Here is a 19,812-nt window from a genome sequence, read left to right on the forward strand (position 1 = left end):
CTAGGAAGGGAAAACTGCATCTGCAGCCAAGGCCGAGGGTCGTGAGCGCCGGCGCCTGTTGGTGGACTTCGCCCTGGCTCGTCCACCCTAGGAGCCATCCACCCCTTTTTCCGCCAGCCTCGTCTCCGTGACCCTCAGCTCATGGTCGAGCTCCCCAAATGCCTCCCAGCTTCCCTCCGGAATCTCATCTCCCATGCGCATGAGGCGGCGGAAGATGGGTGCCTCTTCGAGCGCCTCGGGCGGCACGCCTGCTTCGAGCAGCTTCTCCGCGCTCTCGATGAAGCTGCCGATGAGTCGCATCATGACCGCTTGGCGCTCGGGCGTCGCATAGCGGTCGTTCTCGGAGAAGGCGGACTGGCGCAGGAAGCCGTGGTTGATGAGCTGGGCGCAAAGCAGAATGAGGCGCTGGCGGGCGGGCATGGCGTCGCGGCCGATGATCCTGGCCATGCGCTCGAGATGGGCCTCTTCTTCCAGCAGGGTCAGGAAGCGCCGACGTAGCTCCTGCCAGCGCGTGCAGCCGGCGGAGTGCCACCAGCGCGTTAGCTTGGTAGCGACCAGGCTGTAGGACCGCAAGGGATGGATGGCGGGATAGAAGCGCGCCTGGGCACGTTTGGCGTCGAGTCCCCAGAGGCAGCCGACATAGCGCTTGGTGTGGGTGGTGACAGGCTCGGAGAAGTCGCCCGACGGCGGGCTGACGGCGCCGAGGATGGTGACCGAGCCGAGGTCGCCGCCAAGGGTACGCACCCGGGCCGCGCGCTCGTAGAAATCGGCGAGACGGCTGCTGAGATAGGCCGGATAGCCGGCCTCGCCGGGCAGCTCGCCCAAGCGGCCTGACACCTCGCGGAGGGCCTCGGCCCAGCGGCTGGTGGAGTCGGCCATGAGGGTGACGTTGAGCCCCTGGTCGCGAAAATACTCGGCCACGGTGACGCCGGTGTAGATGCTGGCCTCGCGCGCCGAGACGGGCATGTTGGAGGTGTTGGCGATGACCAGGGTGCGCTCCATCAGCGGACGCCCGGTGCGCGGGTCCTCCAGCCCGCTCAGCTCGGCGAGGAGGCCGGCCATCTCGTTGCCGCGCTCGCCGCAGCCGACATAGACGATGACGTCCGCGCTGCACCACTTTGCGATGGTCTCCAGCAGCACGGTTTTTCCGGTCCCGAAGCCGCCGGGAATGGCACCCGTACCGCCGCGCGCGACGGGAAAGAGGCAGTCGATGAGACGCTGGCCGGTGAGCATGGGCTCGTCCGCGGCCAGGCGTTTGGCGACCGGGCGCGGGACCCGGACCGGCCAGTCGTGCGTCATGGCGACCTGGCGCAGGACGCCGTCCTCGCCGCGCAGCCGGCACAGCGGCTCGTCGTCCCGATACTCGCCCTCGCCCAGGATCTCGATGACCTCGCCCGGCGGGTGGTCGGGCGGGATGAGGCAGCGCTGGGCGAGCGAGGTGCTGTTGGAGACGGCGCCGATGGGTGTGCCTGGGCCGAGTGTCGCGCCGACCTCGACGCTCGGATTGAAACGAAAACGCCGATGTGGCGGCTCCCACATGCCGGGCTTGACGTAAGGGTCCTGGGGATCGCCGATCGGCCGCAGGAGTCCGTCGAAGATCTGGGAAATGATGCCTGGCCCGAGCCGGATCGACAGCTGCCGCCCGGAGCCGACGACCTCGACGCCCGGCCGCAGCCCGCTGGTGTCCTCGTAGAGCTGGACGGTGATCTCGTCGCGGGCAATGCGGATAACCTCGCCGAGCAGGCGCCGCTCGCCGACCGTCACCGACTCGCGCAGTTGGAAGGGGCCGTCGGGGCGCGCCCGCAGGACCGGGCCGCTGATCCAGGTGGTCGTGGCGCGACTCACGGGGTTCGCTCCTCGCGCTCGCGGGCGGGTGTGGCTAGCAGGGCGAGCAGACGTGCCTCGAGCCGGCCGCGGTCTCGCATCAAGCCCTCCAGACTCATGTCCAGCAAGGCGCCTTGGCTCTCGATGATCAGGCCGCAGACCAAGGCGCCGTCCGAGAGAAAGGTCGGCGACTGCCCGAGGTCCCGTCGGATCCGGGCCCCGATCTCGGCGCGCTCGGTCGCCGGCCAGGTCGGGGGGTGGCGCAGGGTCCAGCGGCCGGCGGGTAGCGACAGGCGCGCCTGCTCGATGGCGCTGCCGATCCAGATCCGTCGCGTCCTGGGATCCTGCCAGCGCGCCTCGAGCGCGGATTCGAGCCTCGGCCATGCCAGCGCCAGCAGGCGGCTATTGGCCCGCTCCGCACTGGCACGCATGCGGGTGTCGCGCTCGGCCCGCACCGCCTGGATGCGCGCCCGCGCATCGGCACGCTCCGCCAGCACGCGCTCGTGCAGTCTGCGACGCTGGCGCCGATAGGCCTCGGCGAGCTGGCGCGCGGCCTCGTCCTGCGCCTCGGCCAGAATCTCCGCGCACTCCTTGCGCTCGTATTCCTCGATCAAGCCGATCAAGACAGCGGCGCGATCTTCCAGACTCATTCGCCCAGCCCCAACTGGCGACGCAGGGCGGCGGCCGGGTCCGGGACTGAGCAGCGGCCGCGCACATCCGGGACGATGAGCACCAGCGGCCAGTCCGCAAGCTGAGCTGCCTGGAGTCGTCCCTGCGGCAGCAGGGCCGCAAGCTCGGCACTGATGAGAATCAGCTGCACCTGGTCCCACAGGCGATCGAGCAAGGCCGCCACCTCTTCGGGCCCCGGCTGAAAGACCTCGACCCCGGCCAGCCTGAAGCCGGCCGCGCTGACCTCATCGCCGAGAAAGGCGCACCAAGTCATGTCCAGGGTCCGCGTCAGAGCTTGTTCAGGATGAGGACCGAGACGATGAGGCCATAGATGGCGATGCCTTCCGCGAGCCCGACCAGGATGATGACACGGCCGAAGAGCTCGGGCTTCTCCGCCAAGGCGCCGACCGCCGCGGCCCCGACGCTGGCGACCGCGTAGGCGGCCCCGAGCGAGGCGAGACCTGTCGAGAGGGCGGCGGCCAGGTAAGCCCAGCTCAGGACCTGGGGATCCAGCATCGCCCCAGCCCCCGCGTGCGACTCGGCGGCGAAGACGCCCGGCTGCCAGACCAGGAGACTGGTGAGCCCGGCGAGGAGGGCGACACCCAGGACCATCAAGGCGACGAGGAGGATTTGTCGGCTCATAGGATTTGTCGCCTCATTTTGCGTCTCCGTTCTCGTTTCGGTACCGACGGCGGCCCAGTCGCGGGGCTCCTGGGGCATCGGCTTGAGTCCACTGACGGCTCTGACGGATTGCGCTGGGAGACTGTGAAAGTATTCCAAGCGCACCGCGAGCATTGCATCGGCCCTGAGGTTGGGCCGACGCAGAAGCAAGGCGTTCGCCCGCCCCCGACGATAAGCCTCGTACCTCAGCCCAATCGAGGCAAAATGCCTTCACCGTCTCCGGGCTTGTCCGCCCCCTCCTCGATGATAGGCCACCGTCAACAGCTCGGTGCTCGTGCGATCGCTCATACGGCGCCTTGAGTCACGAGCGGCGGCGCCGGCAGCGGCTGGAAGACGCGCCCGCTGCCGCGTAGGAAGCGGTTGAAGAACTCGAAGAGGACGAGCCGCGTCGTTTGAATGGAGACCACCAGCCCCTCCAGCGCGATCACCACCAGATTGCCGAGCACCATGATGACCAGCCAGGCCCAGGCCGGGGCCGAGTCCGCCATGGAGGAAATGGCGACGGACAGGCTGGCATGGGCCAGGGCGAAGGCACCGACCCGGGCAAAGGAGATGGTATTGACCAGGATCTGCAGGGCCGACTCGGTCAGGTGACCCATGGCGGCGATCCCTCCGAGCAGGCGACGATGGGCCAGGAAGGCGCCGCCGAGGTACCAGAGCGCGCCGAGCAGGGGCAGCCAGCCGAGCCCGTCCGTCGCCAGCTGGAGGACGAGCCCGACGTAGAGCACCAGGAAGCCCAAGTCCTGCATCAGCCAAAGGCGGAGATCGCCGCGCCAGCGCGCGCCCACGCCGGCGAGCATCTGCCCCAGGCTCAAAAGCGCGACGGCGGTGACGAGCGGCACGAGCAGGATGGTGCCCGGATCCTCCAGGGGACTCATCCAGAGCGCCGGCAGCAGGTCCTCGCGCGCGAAGAGGCTGCCGTACAGCACCCCGAAGACCATGGCCGAGGCCCCGCCAAGCACCAGCAGGCGCGCCAGCGGAAAGCGCTCGCGCAGCAGCAGGCCCGCCGCCAGGATCACCGCGCCCTGCCCGACGTCTCCGAACATGTAGCCGAAGAGCAGGGGGACCAGCAAGACCAGCAAGGGCGTCGGGTCGACCTCGTCCGAGCCCGGGACGCCGAAGGCCTTTGCGAAGAGCTCGAAGGGCCGCATCCACGGAGGATTGACAAGGACTTGCGGCGGCTGCTTGCCGGGCGGAGGCGGCGTCAGCCTCAGAATGGCCCGGGTGCACCCGCGATCCAGGGCAGCGCTCAGATCGCGGCCCTTGAGGTCCAGGGTCCAGCCGGTGATCCACAGCAGGTGCTTGCCGGCCGGCTCGAGACCGCCGACATGCATGGCGAACCAGCTCAGGCTCGCGGCCTCGCCGAGCGCATGGCCCAGGTCGTACTCGTCGAACAGGGTGTCGAGCTCGGCGTAGAGATGCACGATACGGGTGGAGAGAAAGGCGCGGCGCGCGCGGATGCGCGCCAGCGAGTCCAAGGCGTCGCCCGTCAGCCAGGCCGGGCGCTCGATCAAACGACCCTTGACCGCCTTGACCTGCCGGGCGACCTCGCCGAGACGCGCCCTCGGTCCCAGCACCATGATGCAGCGCTGCTGCTGCCAGGGGAGCTGGCGCACCAGTGTCCAAGCGGGAAATTCGACCTCGGCGTCCATCGGGAGGATGGCGCAGAAGTCGCCGAGAACTGGGCCGCAGCGCGACAAGGCCGCGAAATCCAGCGCGCCCGTCTTGAGGAGTCCGATGACCTGCTCGAGCCACTTGAGGCGTATCAGCTCTTCCTCGCAGGATTGGAGCACGCCGATCAGCGGATCCGCCTCGCGCCGCCAAGACTCGATGCGCGCGAGCGACCGCTCGGCGACGGCCGAGGGCGCCTCGCTCACCACCCCGCGCCGCCAGGTGCCGCGCTCCCAGTAGCGCTTGTAACTGGGATAGAGTGCGTCGAATCTCGCGAGCTTGTCAGCGATGTGCTTGAGCGGGAAGTCGGCCTCGCTCGGCGCGCGCAGCTCCAGCTCCAGGGCGCCCGTGCGCGCCAGCTCGGTCAGCGTCCGCACGGATTCCTCGCGCGGGCAAAGGACCTCGAGCCAACGTGTCGAGACCGGGCGAAACATGGCTCCTCCTAGGGCTCCGCAAAGAGGGCGCGACGCAGCAGCTCGCCACGCAGGCGCTCCAGATCCAAGAAGACCAGGCCCAAGTAGGCGAAGAGGCCGGCCGGCTCTAGCAAGTCTTTGTGAACAGACCGGCGGAGCTGCTCGCGCAGCCGCTGACGCAGGCCCCAGGCATCGTCCGGGCGGGCGCTCTGGAACACCTGGCGGTGTGCCTTGACGCTGTCGATCACCAGCTCGAGCCGCATCCGCGAGCCGGACGCCATCATGGGCCAGCGTCCGCGCCAGGCGTGCAGCCAGGCGTCGCCGACGCCCTCCGCCCGAGCGGACGACAGCAGCATGGAGACACCCGTGCGCTCGGCCAAGTCCGCGTCCGGCTGTCCCGCCTCATCCAGGCAGGCCGCGAGCCGCGCGTCCTCCTTGGCCCAGTCCGGCAGCGCCCCACCGCGCGCCAAGTGCTGGAAGAGCGGCAGCAAGGGTAGCCAGGCGACCCAGTCGATGGCGTCGCGCCAGCGCTTGGGTGCCCAGGCAGACACCTCGCGAACCTGCTCGGAAAGCAGCCGACGCACGCCGATCTCGATGTCGCTCGACTGACTTTGGGCAGAGAAGCCCTTGACCCAGGCGCGCAGCGCGCCTGACCTGGCATCTTCCAAGAAGCTCGCGAGCGTGCGACAGGCAGCCAATCGCTGCCAGTCGGCATCCAAGGGGAGCAGCCCGAGCCGCGCCTGGATCCGCGCCTGAGCGAAGCCCAGCTCGACAGCCGTCGTCATCGCCCGCCCTCCTCGTCGGACCGACGGCGACCGCCAGCACCGCTCGAGGCGCCGATCATCTCGTCCGCCAGCATCTCGACGGCCCCGTCAAGCCGCGCGATGGCCGCTTCCTCCGGCTCGCGCGCCTCGTCGGCGGTCCCCTCTGCCTTGAGCTGGTCCAGGGCTCGGACGACACTGGCATCGGACAGACGGTGCGAGAGCAGCAAGCGGGCCTCCGTGCGACGCTCCAAGTCGCGGATGCGCTCCGCACCCGCCGCGAGCATAGCGGCGGCGCGCCAGCGGCATTCCTCGACGGCGAGACGCGCTTGCGCCTCCGCCTCCAGCACCTGGTTGAAGGCGGCGTCCGTTCGATCCAGGTCCTCGCCGGACGGCTTTCCACGCATGACACCACCCCTGTCGCGACCTCACACCTATATTAGGGTCCGGTGAAGCAGCGGCAACTGACCTGGCGCAAGACCGTTTCGCAATGCGGCGCGCATTTTCTCTTGACCTATCGTAATGTAGCTGACAGCAACCGCGTGACACGAAGGTATCCGTGCGATGGATGACACCCTGAAGCGACTGCTGGACGCCGAGATGCGCGCCGAGCGGCTGGCCAAGCAAGCCGAGGAGGAGCAGGACCGCGTCCTCAAGAAGGCCGTCGCCGACGCCAAGGCCGAGAACGAGCGCTTCACCGCCCGCATCCCAGACTTGCACCGCGCCTTCATCGGCAAGGCCGAGGAGCGCGCCGAGCAGAACATCGCGGAGCTGCGCCGCCGCTACGACGAGCGGCACGTCCAGCTTCGCGACCAGGCGGAGCAGCGCGAGGACGAGGCGCTGGAGGCCGCCTTCCAGGTCCTGATCGCGCTCGAGCATTGAGCGCGGCCGCCATGCCCAAGGTCAGGCCCAGCGCCGGAACGGAGCATCGCGCATGACCCAGGTCGCCGACCAGGCCTATCTGAGCACCTTGGTCTCGGCGATGTCGACCCGACTCTTCGGCGCCGCGCTGATGAGCGGACTCTCGCAGCGCTCGCTGCAATCCCTCTCCGACACCTTCGGCCTCGGCCCCATCCTCGACGAGCAGCCCTCCACGACGGCAAAGAGCCGCGCCATCGAGCAGAGTTTCATCCATATGCTGCTCACAGAGCTGCGCGTCCTGATCCGCCCGATGAATGCCAACGAGCGCGGGCTGGTGCTGGGCTGGGGGCGCAAATACGGGCTCTACAACCTCAAGACGCTGATCCGCGGCAAGCTCTACGAGCTGGACCCGAAAGAGATCCGCGCGAACCTCTTCGAGCTGCCGAGCGACATCCACCTCTCGGACCAGGATCTGCTGCGCGCCGAGAACGTGCTGGAGCTGCTGCGCCAGCTCGAGGCCGGCCCGCATCGTCAGATCGCCCGCCAGGCCCGCGAGGTCTACGAGCAGCAGCGCGACCCCTTCGCACTGGAGGCGGCGGTCGATCAGCGCTACTACATCGGCCTGGCGCGGCGCATCATGGCCTTCAGCAACGACCACCTCGCATCCCTGAGGCGCCTGCTCGGCGCCGAGCTGGACCGCGTTGCGCTGCTGTGGCTGCTGCGCTTCCGCTTCTGCTACCAGCTCTCGCCCTCGGAGACCTATTACTGGCTAGTGCCTTCCATGCGCCTGCTGACGCGCGAGCGCCTGCTGCAGCTCGCCAACCTGGAGACCTTCGACCAGGTGCTCAAGGCGCTGCCGTCCCCCCTCGACGCCGTCGTGGCCGAAAGCAAGACCATCGCCGAGGTCCAGCAGCGCATCGGCCGCTACACTTCGGATGAGACGCGATGGGTCCTCGCACGCAGCCAATCCGGGGTCGCGCGCGCGCTCGCCTACCTGATGTTGCGCGAGACCGACCTCATGCTGCTGTTCGCCGCCGTTCAGGGGCAGCTGCTGCAGTTCCCGGAGAAGACCGTCCAGGTCGCGCTCGAGCTGATCGAGCCGAGCTGCGCCTGGAGCGCACACCAAGCCGCCTGAGCGAATCCAAGCCATGATCCTGAAGAGACGAATGGAACCGCAAAGCGCACCAAGCGCGCTAAGGATCTCAATGCGTTGCAGAGCGGGCTTTTCCGCCCAGCGGGTGCAAGGAATGCATCGACCAAGCTTCTGTTTTCCGGGCGTCCTTTGGGCCTTGCGGCTCGAATTGCCGCATCTAGGATGTCGAATGAAGTCTCGACCTGACCACTGAGCTGGAAATCCCCCGATGTTGAGACCGATGCCAATGAAGCACGTCCGTCTGCTGACGCTGACCGAGGCGTTGCCGCAGGCGTCCCTGGCATTGGCGGAGACCGAAAGCTTCCATCCGGACGACCGCCCGCCAACCGAGGCCCAGCTCTCCGCGCTGCCTGGCCATGTCTACCGCGAGCGCTACAGCCAGGCGCACTCCCGCCTGGACAAGATCACGCGCCTGATCCCCATCGCGCCTGCCACGGGCATTGGCCAGATCCGCGTCGTCGGCATCGAGGAGCTCGGCGCCCTCGACGACTGGCTCGGCAAGCTCTGGGAGGAGGCCTCCGGCTACGAGGAGGATTTGCACCGTCTCGATGACGAGGACCGCCTGGTCAGGGAGCAGCAGGCCGCGCTGCAGAACTTCGCGCATCTCAACATCGACCTGGGGATGCTGCGGAGCAAGACGCGTTTCCTGGACATCTATGTCGGTATGGTCCCGCGGGAGAATCTGCGCCAGCTCGAGGGCGCGGTCGGACTGGCGGGCTATCTCCTGCACGTCTATATGCAGCTCGACGACAGCACGCACGTGGTCATCCTCGGGCCCACCGGCGCACAAGAGAGCAAGCTCGGCCCAGTGCTGAGCGCGGCCGGATTCCAGAGCCTGCCGATCCCCGAGGAGCTGGACCGCGAGCCCGCCGAGCTGCAGCGCAACCTCGACGCCAAGCGTCGCAGCATCGCCGAGCAGCGCCAGTCCCTCCAACAGAGCCTGACGGCCTGGGCGGCGCCCCATACTGACCGCCTGATCGAGGCCCGTCACACACTGATGCTGGCGGAGCCGCTGGTCGCGCTCGATCCCTCGCTGCGTAGCGCGGGCCATCTGGCGCACCTCGCGGGCTGGGTGCCCGCACGCGCCGTCAATGCACTGCGGCAGCGGCTGAGCGACTCCCTGAACGGCGCCTTCGAGCTGAGCGTGCGTGACCCGCTTCCCGAAGAACGCCTTTTGGTGCCGACCGTACCGGTCAAGAGCCGGCTGCTGGCACCCTTCGCCATGCTGGTCAATCAGTACGGCATTCCCGCCTACGGCGAGGTCGATCCGACACCGCTCTTCGCCCTGACCTTCCTGCTGATGTTCGGCAGCATGTTCGGCGACGTCGGCCAAGGCGCCGTCATCGCCGGCGCGGCCTGGTGGCTGCGCGGCAAGCTCGGCCGTTTCTGGCCGTTTGGGCTGATGGCGGGGCTGTCGTCGATCGGCTTCGGCTTCCTTTACGGCAGCATCTTCGGCTACGAGCACGTGCTGCCCGCGCTCTGGATGAGCCCGCTCAGCGACCCGTTGCTCATGCTGAGCATCGCACTCGTCTGGGGCGTGGTCTTCCTGACCGTCGCCTGTCTGCTGGCCATCTACAATCGGCTGGCGGTGCGCAATTGGCCGGACGCCGTCTTTGGCCACCACGGCGTGGTCAATCTCATCTTCTACCTCTCGCTGATCGCCGGCAGCCTGCAGCTCGGGCGGGGCCAGGGCTTCGGTACGCTGCCCGCGGTGCTCATCGTCCTCTCGCTCAGCGCCTTGGCGGTGCACAGCTGGAGGCACCTCGAGGCGCCCGTCGGCGAGAAGATCCTGGTCGTCTTCATCGAAACCCTGGAGACCATCATCGGCTATGTCTCCAATACCCTCTCCTTCCTCCGGGTGGCGGCCTTCAGCCTCAATCACGTCGCGCTGTCGATCGCCGTCTTCACCCTGGCGGGGATGATGGGTACCTTCGGGCACGTCCTGACCGTCATCCTCGGCAACGTCTTCGTCCTGGTGCTGGAGGGCGGCATCGTCATGATCCAGGTGATGCGTCTGCAGTACTACGAGGGCTTTTCGCGCTACTTTTCCGGCGACGGCCACGCCTTCGCGCCCATCCGCTTCAGACGGGGATTGTCATGATCGACCCAGCCCTATCCGCCGAATGGACAAGATCCGGGTGGACGAGCGCAGCGCAGTCCACCAGCACTGGCGTGGGATTCGGTGGACTGCGCTCTCGAGACTGCGAAAATATTCCGAGCACCCTATGAAGACGCTGCTCTGCCCTAGGTTGGGCCGACGTAGGAGGCCCAACAATCAGCGCCTTAGGCCCGCCCCTGCGTTGGGCTTCGTACCTCAGCCCAACCTAGGGGGAGTTTCTTCACAGTCTCTCTCGCTTGTCCACCCTACGACCGCTCGTCGCGCGTCCAGAGTCAACCGAACAGCAACACCACTAGGAGCACACCATGTACTGGCTCGTTGCAACCATGTCCGTCGCCATCCTCGGCCTCGTCGCCGCGGGGATCGCCCTCGAGCTGCGCCCTGCCCTCTCCACGCGCATCCGGCCCTGGTACAAGCCGGCCATGGGCTCGCAGCTGCTGATCTTCCTGGGTGCTCAGGTCGCGCTGCTGGTCCTCGGCATCCATGACGCCATGGCCGAGACGGCCGAGGGCGCGGAAACCGCAACCGGCGCGGCCGAGATCACCGTCGGCATGGGCCTGGCCATCATCGGTGTCGGCATCCCGACCGGGCTCTCGACCATAGGTGCCGGCATCGCCGTCGGACCCATCGGCGCCGCCTCGCTCGCGGCCATCACCGAGAAGCCGGAGAACCTGGGGCGCACCCTGATCTACCTGGGCCTGGCCGAGGGCATCGCCATCTATGGCCTGGTCATCTCCATCCTGCTGCTGAACAAGCTCTGACGCGGGAGCAGGCCAGCGCGCCGCAAGCGAGGGACCATGACCGTCGACACCCCACAAGACCAGCCGCACCCAACCCGGATGCTCTTTCTCGGCGACGACCGGCTCGCAGACGGCTTTCGGCTCATCGGCTTCGAGACCCATCCAAGCCCGAGCATGCAGGAGGCCGAGCAGGTCTTTCGCGACCTCCTGCGGCAGCACGAGAAGGCGTTCGTCATCGTCGACGACGCGCTGATGCAAGAAGGCATCCCGAGCCTGCGGCGGGTGATGGACGAGGGCGGACGCATTGTGGTCATCGCAGTGCCCACCCTAAGCGCGCAGCCCAAGCTGACGAGCGACGTGGCGCAGCGGCTGTCCACCCTGTTCGGGGCGGGGGCGATCGAGCCAGGCCAGACCGAGGAGGGATAGAGGGCGATGAATCAGGTAGAAGAGCTGGAGCGGGCCATCCTCGCGCGCGCCGAGCAGCTGGCCAGCGAGTACCGGGAACGGGCCAACCGCAGCCGCGACACCATCCTGCGCGATGCCGCCGAAAAGCTGCGCCTGCGCGAGGCGCGCGAAGAGAGCATCGCCAAGTCGCTCGGCGAGCGCACCTTCCGCCAGCGCGTCCAGGCCAGCGAGCTGAAGATGCAGACGCAGCTCGACCGCGTGCGCTGGAACCTGGTCCAAGGCGTGGAGCGTCGGCTCGCCGATCGCATGCGCGCCTTCATGGAAGACGAGGAGACCTATGGCGCCTGGCTGGAAAAGCTCATCATCGGCGCCGCCGAGCTGATCGAGGCGGACCACCTGGTGGTCAACGCGAGCACCCACGATCAGCACCAGCTCTACACGCGCTGGGACCTCATCACCAAGGAGACACCCGAAGGCAAGCGGGTCAGGCTCGCCGGAAAGGACGACGCCATCGACACCCTAGGCGGCGTGCTCATCATGAGCGCCGACCAGCGGATTCGCATCGACCACACCTTCGAGGGCCGCCTCGATCGGCTGCGCCCCAAGATCCAGCAGATGATCCTGGAGCGGCTGCTGCCCGGCGGCTTCGACACTGGCAACCTCTTCAATGGATGAGACCATCTGCTCCGCCAAGACCCAGCCCTCGGGTGAGATCATGACCGATACCAACAAGAGCGGCGTCATCCGCGACATAAACGGCCCCATCGTCACCATCGACCTGCCCGGCATCCGCAGCGGCGAGCAGGTCAAGATCGGCGAGCTCGGGCTCTTCGGCGAGGTCATCTCACTGCGCGGGCAGCAGGCCGTGGTCCAGACCTATGAGTCGACCGAGGGGGTGCGTCCCGGCGAGCCCGCAGTCGGCGTCGGCTGGCCGCTGTCCGTCGAGCTCGGCCCCGGCCTCATGGGCGGTATCTTCGACGGCGTGCAGCGCCCCCTGGCCAAGATCGCGCTGGAGTCGGGCGACTACATCCGTCGCGGCATCAGCGTCCCCGCCCTCGATCGTGGCAAGCAATGGGAATTCGAGCGCAGCGAGACCTTGGAGCCAGGGGCCAAGGTCGGCCCGGGCACCGTGCTGGGCACCGTCCAGGAGACCCAGACCATCCAGCACCGCATCCTCATCCCGCCAGGCGTCGAGGGCGAGCTGGAGGAGATCGCCCCGCCCGGCGACTACGACATCGAATCCACCATCGCGCGGGTCCGCGACGCCAAGGGGACCGTCCATCGGCTCAGCATGTACCACCGCTGGCCGGTGCGGAAGCCGCGTCCCTATCTACAGCGCGACGACGGCGTCTCCCCGCTCATCACGGGACAGCGCGTGATCGACACCTTCTTCCCCCAGCTCAAGGGCGGCAAGGGGGCGGTGCCTGGCCCTTTCGGTGCCGGCAAGACCGTGGTCCAGCAGCAGGTTGCGCGCTGGTCCAATGCGGACATCGTCATCTACGTCGGCTGCGGCGAGCGCGGCAACGAGCTGGTCGACGTGCTCGAGACCTTTCCCGAGCTGGACGACCCCTACTCCGGCCGCAAGCTCATGGAGCGAACCCTGCTGGTCGCCAACACCTCCAACATGCCCGTGGTGGCGCGTGAGGCCTCCGTCTACGTCGGCATCACCATGGCCGAGTACTACCGCGACATGGGCTATGACGTCGTCATGCTCGCCGACTCCACCAGCCGCTGGGCCGAGGCCCTGCGCGAGGTCTCCGGGCGACTCGGCCAGATGCCGGTCGAGGAAGGCTATCCCGCCTATCTCGCCTCGCGCCTAGCCGCCGTCTACGAGCGCGCCGGCCGCATCGAGACCTTCGACGCGGGCCCCGGCTCCGTCACCCTCATCGGCGCCGTCTCGCCACCGGGCGGCGACTTCTCCGAGCCCGTGACCAGCCACACCAAGGACATCATCGAAACCTTCTGGGCACTCTCCAAAGAGCTAGCCGACGCCCGCCACTATCCGTCGATCGATTGGGTCACCAGCTTCTCCGGTCACGTCCAGACCGCCGCACAGTGGTGGCACAAAGAGGTCGATGCAAAGTGGGAGAAGCGCCGCGCGGCCGCCCTCGCCCTCCTCGCCCGCGACGCCGAGCTCCTGCGCATCGTCAACCTGGTCGGCCCCGAGGCGCTCTCCAGTGCCCAGCGCTGGGAGCTCGAAGGCGCATCGCTCATCAAGGAAGGCGTGCTCCAGCAGAGCGCCCTCGACGACATCGACACCTTCTGCTCACCCGCCAAGCAGTTCGCCCTGCTCGACCTCGCGATCAGCATCTTCAATCAAGGACAGACGCTCATCGAGCTCGGCGTGCCAGTGACGGAGCTACAAGACCTGCCCTTGCTCGCCAAGATGCGGCGGATCAAGTCGATGTACTCCAGCGAAGAGCTAGACCAGATCGAGGCATTCCGAAAGGAGGTGGATCAGGCGATGGAGGCAATTCGGATCGAGTATGCCAAACAAGGAGAAGTCTCTTCGTAATAGAGAGAGCGTCGGCCGATATGCATCCATTGACCTATCAGCACCGAGAACCTCCACTCATTCCATGAATCAAAGAATCCATCCCATCATGGAGCCTCAAGCGCTTACAAAGCACCCCTATCATGAAGTAAAAAAACAGAATGCCGCCTTGCTCGGTGTTCTCTTGATCCTGACGTTGATCTTGATCGGATGCGACAAAGACATACACAACCACCCTCATTTAACCACGGGCAAGCAGTTCTTCCAGTACCATTGCTCCGAGTGTCACGGCCCTTCAGGAGAGGGAATATTCATATTGGGCGTACCCGCAAACAGAGACACCAAGCTATCCGTTTCACAGGTCGTTCACAGGATTCAACGGCAGGATGCGGGCAAGATGCCCGACTTCGTGAATATGCCCGAAGATGAGGCGATCAGAATCGCGGTCTACTTGAAAGAAATCAATAAGCCTGAGTAGCCCAGACCAGCAAGGTGGACGAGCGAGACCCGGATCAAGCGAACAAGGCGCAAGCCATTGACCTCACGAAAACCCGCATGTTGACGGCATTCATCCACTTCATACTGGGGCTGCTCGCGATCGGAGCCATCACCTACACGCATGCGCACCTCCTAAACGAAACCAACGCGTCATTTATTTCCGCAGGGCTTATCGCCGGGGTCATCTGCGCGTGCCTGGCCACCTTTCTGACGCAATGGGCGACCCCCATCGTTATTCTTCTGCTTGGCGCCAGCTCGCACCGCGAATATCTGCAGAGCAAGAAACACGCACTCACACCCCAAGAGCAACATGAATAATCTAGCGAAAAACGGGATTTCGACCCGCATCTCTACTCGCAGTGAAGATTAGCCAGCATGTTGAACGCCATAAATAAATGATGCCGCATATCCGACTGGCGAGAGGCATTGATCACAATGATATACGCGATATCTATCTGCGCGCCTTCCCCGAAGGCGAATGTAAGCTGATTGCAAGGCTCGCCCTCAGTTTGCTGAGCGAAGAAAGCAATCCAGAAACCATCGGCTTGGTCGCCGAGGCCGATGGCCGCGTTGTCGGTCACGTGGCATTCAGCCCCGTCACCACGGACGGCCCGAGTCATTGGCTGGGATACATCTTGGCGCCACTTGCCGTGAAGCCTGAATATCAAAAGGGCGGCATCGGCTCCGCACTCATACGCAGTGGCATAGAGCAGCTATCGATACGAGGCGTGGATGCTTTTTTCGTCTATGGCGACCCGGAGTACTACGGAAGATTCGGATTCACAGCCGAGGCGGCCGGCAGATTCTTGCCGCCCTACGAGCTGCAGTATCCTTTTGGCTGGCAAGCAATGGTGATGCACGAAACGGTATCGAATGGCCAGACCGTCAAGCTATCCTGCGTGGCATCTTTGCGCGAGCCGGCGCTCTGGTAGCCCATGCCAGCTGTCGATCTGCGGAGCGGAATCGCAAGTCTCGATCAGTGTGTCGGCCAGTCGTCCACTCTAGAGTGGACGAGCGCAGCGCAGTCCACCAATGCCAGGTGAGACTCGGCCCAACTGACGACCGCGGCCTGATGAAGAGAGCAGAGTCGTCGTGCTAAGGTAATCCGAACATGACAGTAAAACACACGAATGCAAAAGGAAGGGTCTATTTTCTGCACGAAGGCAGCACCAAGACGGGTAAGAAGCGGTATTTTTTCTCAATGGTCAGCGAAGGCAGCTTGTGCGCCGAAATTCCCAAGGGGTACGAGATCTATGAGCACCCGAATGCTCAGGTTTTCTTGCGGAAGGTCCCCAAGAAGATCATCCGCGATGAAGAGCGTGACAGAGTAGAAGAAGGACTCAGAATCCATTCCAGCGTGAAGGCATCCAAGATCGACGTCAGAAAGAACGTCATTCGCATCTACACCCCGAGCCAAGACATCGGGGCACTCGAGGGCATGCTAGGCGAGTTCTCGCCGCTGCCCAGCATGACCAAGGAGGCGATGAATCAGATCTTGAGTTATTCCGCTGAGATGCAGTTCTTATTGATTGACGAAGAAAAGAGGACCTTCATGGCTCAGAGATTTTGCTACCTCGGCTCGATCGACGACTGGATCATGATCGGCGCCCCTGACTCGCTCGATGCCCTGATCAAGAAGTACTTGCCGCATCTGGGCGAAGAGAGCTTCTTCGTCCCTCGACTAAGACGGGATCCCGGCTGGGGAGCCAAGGTTTCATGAATCGAGCGTCACTGAGCGACTGAGAGAGAGCCGTGCGGAAATCAAAGCGCGTGCCTGCGCAAATGCAGGAGAAGTTCGAAAGCATCGCCAAGGCGACGGACACCTTTTGCGACCTCCATCTCAACGATGAATACAAGGAGATGATTCGCGCCGCTCTCGCGGCGCTCTCCCGGAAACGGCCGTCGCCGTTGCAGCGAGGGAGGGAGTCGACTTGGGCAGCGGCCGTCGTTCACGCCGTCGGCACAACCAACTTCCTGTTCGATCGATCACAGGATCCGCATTGCCAGGCACCCGTGATCTATGAGCACTTCGGTGTCGCGCCCTCGACCGGGTCGAACAAATCCAAAGACGTTCGGGACCTGTTGAAGATGCATCACTTCTCCCCGGACTGGACGTTGCGCAGCCGTGCCGCCGATCATCCGATCATGTGGACGTTGGAGGTGAACGGACTGCTCGTCGATGTGCGCACCATGCCTTACGAGGTTCAGGAGATCGCGTATCGGAAGGGATTGATTCCCTACATCCCGGACGACGAGGAATGAACGCCGTAGATCTGGCACAGGATTCGGTGGACTTCGCTCGCGCTCGTCCACCCCACCCATCTGACCACTGACAACTTAGCCCCATGAGCATCAAAGAATATCGCACCACAGTCGAAGCCCGGGGCGGTCTGTTGGTGGTGAAGCAGACCCCCGGCGTCGCCTTCGGCGATCGCGTTCGCATCGAAGATCATGCGGGGAAGATCCGCAACGGTCAGGTGATCCGGGCGTCGGACGACGAGGTGCTGATCCTGGTGTTCGAGGGAACGGACGATCTGGATCTGGAGAGCACCTGGGTGCGCTTCTTGGACGAGCCGGTCGAGATCGCGCTGTCGCCGGAGCTGCTGGGGCGCGAATTCAATGGCCTCGGCGAGCCGCGCGACGGTCGGCCGCCAGTGCTCTCGGGACTGCATCGTCCGGTCGGCGGCGCGGCGATCAATCCGGCGGCGCGGACCTATCCGCGCGAGTTCATCCAAACCGGCATCTCGACCATCGACGGGCTCAACAGCCTGGTGCGCGGCCAGAAGCTGCCGATCTTTTCCGGCTCCGGCCTGCCGCACAATCGGCTCGCCGCGCAGATCGTGCGCCAAGCGAAGCTGGTCGACGAAAGCTCGAGCTTCTCCGTGGTCTTCGCGGCCATGGGCGTCTCCTACGCCGATGCCAAGTTCTTCCGCGACGAATTCGCCAATTCGGGCGTGCTGCGCAATGTGGTGATGTTCATCAACCTGGCGGACGACCCGCCGGTCGAGCGGCTCACCCTGCCCCGCACGGCACTGACAGCGGCCGAGTACCTGGCCTATGACCTGGATCGGCACGTGCTGGTCGTCATCACGGACATGACCAACTACGCCGAGGCACTGCGCGAGGTCGCCACGGCCAAGGGCGACGTGCCGGCCCGCAAAGGCTATCCTGGCTATCTCTATTCCGACCTTGCCGAGATCTACGAGCGCTGCGGCCGCATCCATGAGCGCCACGGCTCCATCACCATGATGCCCGTGGTCTCCATGCCCTCGGACGACATCACCCATCCGATCCCCGACCTGACCGGCTATATCACCGAGGGCCAGATCGTGCTCTCGCGCGAGCTGCACAATCAAGGCATCTATCCGCCGGTCTTCATCTCGCCGAGTCTTTCCCGCCTGATGAAGGACGGCATCGGCAAGGACGACACCCGCGAGGACCATCCACGGGTGGCCGCCCAGCTCTACGCGCTTTACGCCCGGGCTCAAGAGACGCGCAACCTGGCCTCCATCATCGGCGCCGACGAGCTCTCCGAGCGCGACCGCCGCTATCTTCACTTCGCCGACGACTTTGACCGGCATTTCGTCGGACAGGGCGAGGCCGAGGACCGCTCGATCGAGGCCACGCTCAACCTGGCCTGGGAGCTGATGAGCAGCTTCCCGAGGGAGGCGCTGACGCGCATGAAGGAGACCGATCTGGCGAAGTATTATCAGGGGAGCGACTGAGCCCCATGACCGACAACAAGATCCAGCCGACGACGCCCATCAGCTGCGACACCTGCGCGGCGGCTTGCTGCCGACTGGAGGTCGTCTGTCTGTCCGAGGGCGACATTCCCGACCAATACACGACCGAGAACACCTGGGGGAACACCCTGATGGCCAGACTGGAGGACGGCTGGTGCGCCGCCCTGAATCGCGACACCATGCGCTGCCGCATCTACGCGAGTCGGCCGCTCGGCTGTCGCGAGCTGGAGCTTGGCGGCGAGGATTGCCTGGCCGAGCGGGCGAGATGCCGCATCTGAACTCCGACATTGAGCATGCGCACCGCCGTGGCAGCGCCGCCCCGGCGCGACGGCTCGATCGCGGCGGGCGGCGCTCCTACGGGTCGCACGCGCACTTTGCCCGCGGGGTTCCAACCATTGGGAGCTAGCCCATGGCACAACAGCTGATCAAGGCCCCGCCGACCAAGAACACACTGCTGCGTCTGAAGAAGCAGGTGAAATTTCTCGAAGAAGGGCACGACCTGCTCGAGCGCAAGCGCGAGCTGCTGACCAGGCTGGTCTACGAGCGCATCGGGGAATATCGCGAGCTGCGGAGCCAGTCGGCCGCGGCCCTGGCAGACGCCTATCACTGCCTGAGCATCACGCACCTGCGCATGGGCAGTCGGGGCATCCGCCAGGCAGCCTTGGGAGCAGAGTCCGCGCTCAAGGTCGATATCCTGCCGCGCCGCGCCCTGGGCGTGGAGTATCCGGCCGTCACCAGCGAGCGCATCCCGCTGAAGCCCGTCGGCTTGCTCGGGACAGACGCCAGCTTCGATACCACCCGCGACAACCTGGCGCGCGCCTCCGTGCTGCTGGCGCGCCTGTCGGAGGTCGAGATCGCACTGCATCGCCTCATGGAGGAGCAGCGCAAGGCGCAGAAGCGGGTGAACGCGCTCAAATACAACATTATTCCGCTCTACCAGCGGACGATTCGTTTCATTCAGTCGTCACTGGAAGAGGAAGAGCGCAACACCCTCTTCCAGGTGAAGCTCCTGCGTGAAAAGGCCCAAGCCTGAGCCGCCAAGCCCAAACCAGTCGGATCGTCCAAGTCGGATCTCAGCCCAACGCCGCGAAACGGTCGAGCATGCCGAAGAGCTGCTCATGCATGCGTGAGACATCGGCATGCGTCTGCGCGAGGATGCGCTCGGCGGTCTGGATGCTGGTCGAGGGGACGATCTCGTCGGCGCACATCTCCACGATGTCCCTCACACTCTGCTGGGTCGACTCGAGGTGACACTGGAGCGCAAGCACGCGATTGTCGTAGAGAAAGATCTGGCTCTCGCAGACGGCGCTGCGCGCCAGATGCACGGCACCCGCGGGCAGCTCGAAGGTATCGCCGTGCCAATGGAAGACCTCCAGGCGCTCCGGCAGACAGCCGGTGACGCTCGAATCGCGCCCCGCTTGCGTCAGCGTGATGGGTAGCCAGCCGATCTCCTTCTGGGGATTGCGAGAGACACGCGCCCCCAGCGCCTCGGCAATGAGCTGCGAGCCGAGGCAGACACCGACCGCCTTCCTACCCGCGGCAATGGTCTCGCGGATGAAGGCCTTTTCCGGCTCCAGCCAGGGATAGTCCGCTCGGTCGTGGACACCCATGGGTCCGCCCATGACGACCAGCCAGTCGAAGTCCGACTGCGGCGGCACGTCCGTGGTCTCATAGAGTGGGGTCTTGGCGATGGAGTGCCCCCTCAGCTCGGCCCATTCGCCAATGGCCGCCGGCCCTTCGAATGGGACGTGCTGCAAGACATGGATACGCATCTTCTGCT

At 65.5% G+C, this 19,812-nt stretch carries 23 protein-coding genes; 15 read left to right on the top strand and 8 right to left on the bottom strand.

What is annotated here, in order from left to right:
- Positions 1-87 precede the first annotated feature (87 nt).
- From G3446_RS08070 to G3446_RS08100, 7 genes are all read right to left on the bottom strand, one after another.
- Entirely contained in the window at positions 88-1,845 is a 1,758-nt protein-coding gene (locus G3446_RS08070; RefSeq protein ID WP_164452321.1) for a V-type ATP synthase subunit A, read from the bottom strand.
- Entirely contained in the window at positions 1,842-2,474 is a 633-nt protein-coding gene (locus tag G3446_RS08075; protein WP_164452322.1) for a hypothetical protein, read from the bottom strand. The genes G3446_RS08070 and G3446_RS08075 overlap by 4 nt, the downstream gene beginning before the upstream one ends.
- On the bottom strand, positions 2,471-2,767 hold the full coding sequence (locus tag G3446_RS08080; protein ID WP_164452323.1) for a V-type ATP synthase subunit F: 297 nt from the start codon (positions 2,765-2,767) through the stop codon (positions 2,471-2,473). The genes G3446_RS08075 and G3446_RS08080 overlap by 4 nt, the downstream gene beginning before the upstream one ends.
- A gap of 14 nt (positions 2,768-2,781) precedes the next feature.
- Complete coding sequence (locus tag G3446_RS08085) at positions 2,782-3,135, bottom strand: ATP synthase subunit C (protein WP_164452324.1); 354 nt, start codon at positions 3,133-3,135, stop codon at positions 2,782-2,784.
- A 323-nt stretch (positions 3,136-3,458) separates the two neighbouring features.
- Positions 3,459-5,279, bottom strand: a complete 1,821-nt coding sequence (locus G3446_RS08090) for a V-type ATPase 116kDa subunit family protein (RefSeq protein ID WP_164452325.1) — start codon at positions 5,277-5,279, stop codon at positions 3,459-3,461.
- Between the two features lie 8 nt (positions 5,280-5,287).
- Complete coding sequence (locus tag G3446_RS08095) at positions 5,288-6,043, bottom strand: hypothetical protein (RefSeq protein WP_164452326.1); 756 nt, start codon at positions 6,041-6,043, stop codon at positions 5,288-5,290.
- Complete coding sequence (locus tag G3446_RS08100; RefSeq protein ID WP_164452327.1) at positions 6,040-6,426, bottom strand: hypothetical protein; 387 nt, start codon at positions 6,424-6,426, stop codon at positions 6,040-6,042. The genes G3446_RS08095 and G3446_RS08100 overlap by 4 nt, the downstream gene beginning before the upstream one ends.
- Positions 6,427-6,583: 157 nt before the next feature.
- Between G3446_RS08100 and G3446_RS08105 the strand changes: the two genes are divergently transcribed.
- From G3446_RS08105 to G3446_RS08175, 15 genes are all read left to right on the top strand, one after another.
- A complete protein-coding gene (locus G3446_RS08105; RefSeq protein WP_164452328.1) occupies positions 6,584-6,901 on the top strand; it encodes an ATPase in 318 nt (105 codons plus the stop codon).
- Positions 6,902-6,953: 52 nt separating this feature from the next.
- Positions 6,954-8,015: a V0D/AC39 family V-type ATPase subunit gene (locus G3446_RS08110; RefSeq protein WP_164452329.1), complete on the top strand. Its 1,062-nt coding sequence runs from the start codon at positions 6,954-6,956 to the stop codon at positions 8,013-8,015.
- Between the two features lie 244 nt (positions 8,016-8,259).
- Positions 8,260-10,134, top strand: coding sequence for a V-type ATP synthase subunit I (locus G3446_RS08115; protein WP_245232376.1), 1,875 nt, complete (start codon positions 8,260-8,262; stop codon positions 10,132-10,134).
- 323 nt (positions 10,135-10,457) lie between these two features.
- Complete coding sequence (locus G3446_RS08120) at positions 10,458-10,913, top strand: ATP synthase subunit C (RefSeq protein ID WP_164452331.1); 456 nt, start codon at positions 10,458-10,460, stop codon at positions 10,911-10,913.
- 36 nt (positions 10,914-10,949) lie between these two features.
- Positions 10,950-11,318, top strand: coding sequence for a V-type ATP synthase subunit F (locus G3446_RS08125; RefSeq protein WP_164452332.1), 369 nt, complete (start codon positions 10,950-10,952; stop codon positions 11,316-11,318).
- 6 nt (positions 11,319-11,324) lie between these two features.
- On the top strand, positions 11,325-11,972 hold the full coding sequence (locus tag G3446_RS08130; protein ID WP_164452333.1) for a V-type ATP synthase subunit E: 648 nt from the start codon (positions 11,325-11,327) through the stop codon (positions 11,970-11,972).
- 40 nt (positions 11,973-12,012) lie between these two features.
- Positions 12,013-13,812, top strand: coding sequence for a V-type ATP synthase subunit A (locus G3446_RS08135; protein WP_164452372.1), 1,800 nt, complete (start codon positions 12,013-12,015; stop codon positions 13,810-13,812).
- Between the two features lie 64 nt (positions 13,813-13,876).
- On the top strand, positions 13,877-14,269 hold the full coding sequence (locus G3446_RS08140) for a c-type cytochrome (protein ID WP_164452334.1): 393 nt from the start codon (positions 13,877-13,879) through the stop codon (positions 14,267-14,269).
- Between the two features lie 14 nt (positions 14,270-14,283).
- A complete protein-coding gene (locus G3446_RS08145) occupies positions 14,284-14,607 on the top strand; it encodes a hypothetical protein (protein ID WP_164452335.1) in 324 nt (107 codons plus the stop codon).
- Between the two features lie 77 nt (positions 14,608-14,684).
- Positions 14,685-15,221: a GNAT family N-acetyltransferase gene (locus tag G3446_RS08150; protein ID WP_209262313.1), complete on the top strand. Its 537-nt coding sequence runs from the start codon at positions 14,685-14,687 to the stop codon at positions 15,219-15,221.
- A gap of 179 nt (positions 15,222-15,400) precedes the next feature.
- Positions 15,401-16,009 (top strand): hypothetical protein, encoded by a 609-nt coding sequence (locus G3446_RS08155; RefSeq protein ID WP_164452336.1) that lies wholly within the window; start codon positions 15,401-15,403, stop codon positions 16,007-16,009.
- A 32-nt stretch (positions 16,010-16,041) separates the two neighbouring features.
- On the top strand, positions 16,042-16,551 hold the full coding sequence (locus G3446_RS08160) for a DUF6398 domain-containing protein (protein ID WP_209262314.1): 510 nt from the start codon (positions 16,042-16,044) through the stop codon (positions 16,549-16,551).
- 83 nt (positions 16,552-16,634) lie between these two features.
- Positions 16,635-18,014 (top strand): V-type ATP synthase subunit B, encoded by a 1,380-nt coding sequence (locus G3446_RS08165; protein ID WP_164452337.1) that lies wholly within the window; start codon positions 16,635-16,637, stop codon positions 18,012-18,014.
- Positions 18,015-18,019: 5 nt separating this feature from the next.
- Positions 18,020-18,310, top strand: coding sequence for a YkgJ family cysteine cluster protein (locus G3446_RS08170; protein WP_164452338.1), 291 nt, complete (start codon positions 18,020-18,022; stop codon positions 18,308-18,310).
- A gap of 131 nt (positions 18,311-18,441) precedes the next feature.
- Positions 18,442-19,065 (top strand): V-type ATP synthase subunit D, encoded by a 624-nt coding sequence (locus G3446_RS08175; RefSeq protein ID WP_164452339.1) that lies wholly within the window; start codon positions 18,442-18,444, stop codon positions 19,063-19,065.
- A 40-nt stretch (positions 19,066-19,105) separates the two neighbouring features.
- Here the strand turns inward: G3446_RS08175 and G3446_RS08180 are convergent, their stop codons facing one another.
- Positions 19,106-19,804, bottom strand: coding sequence for a type 1 glutamine amidotransferase (locus G3446_RS08180; protein ID WP_164452340.1), 699 nt, complete (start codon positions 19,802-19,804; stop codon positions 19,106-19,108).
- Positions 19,805-19,812 lie beyond the last annotated feature (8 nt).

It is taken from the genome of Thiorhodococcus minor (assembly GCF_010820565.1).
Lineage (GTDB): Bacteria > Pseudomonadota > Gammaproteobacteria > Chromatiales > Chromatiaceae > Thiorhodococcus > Thiorhodococcus minor.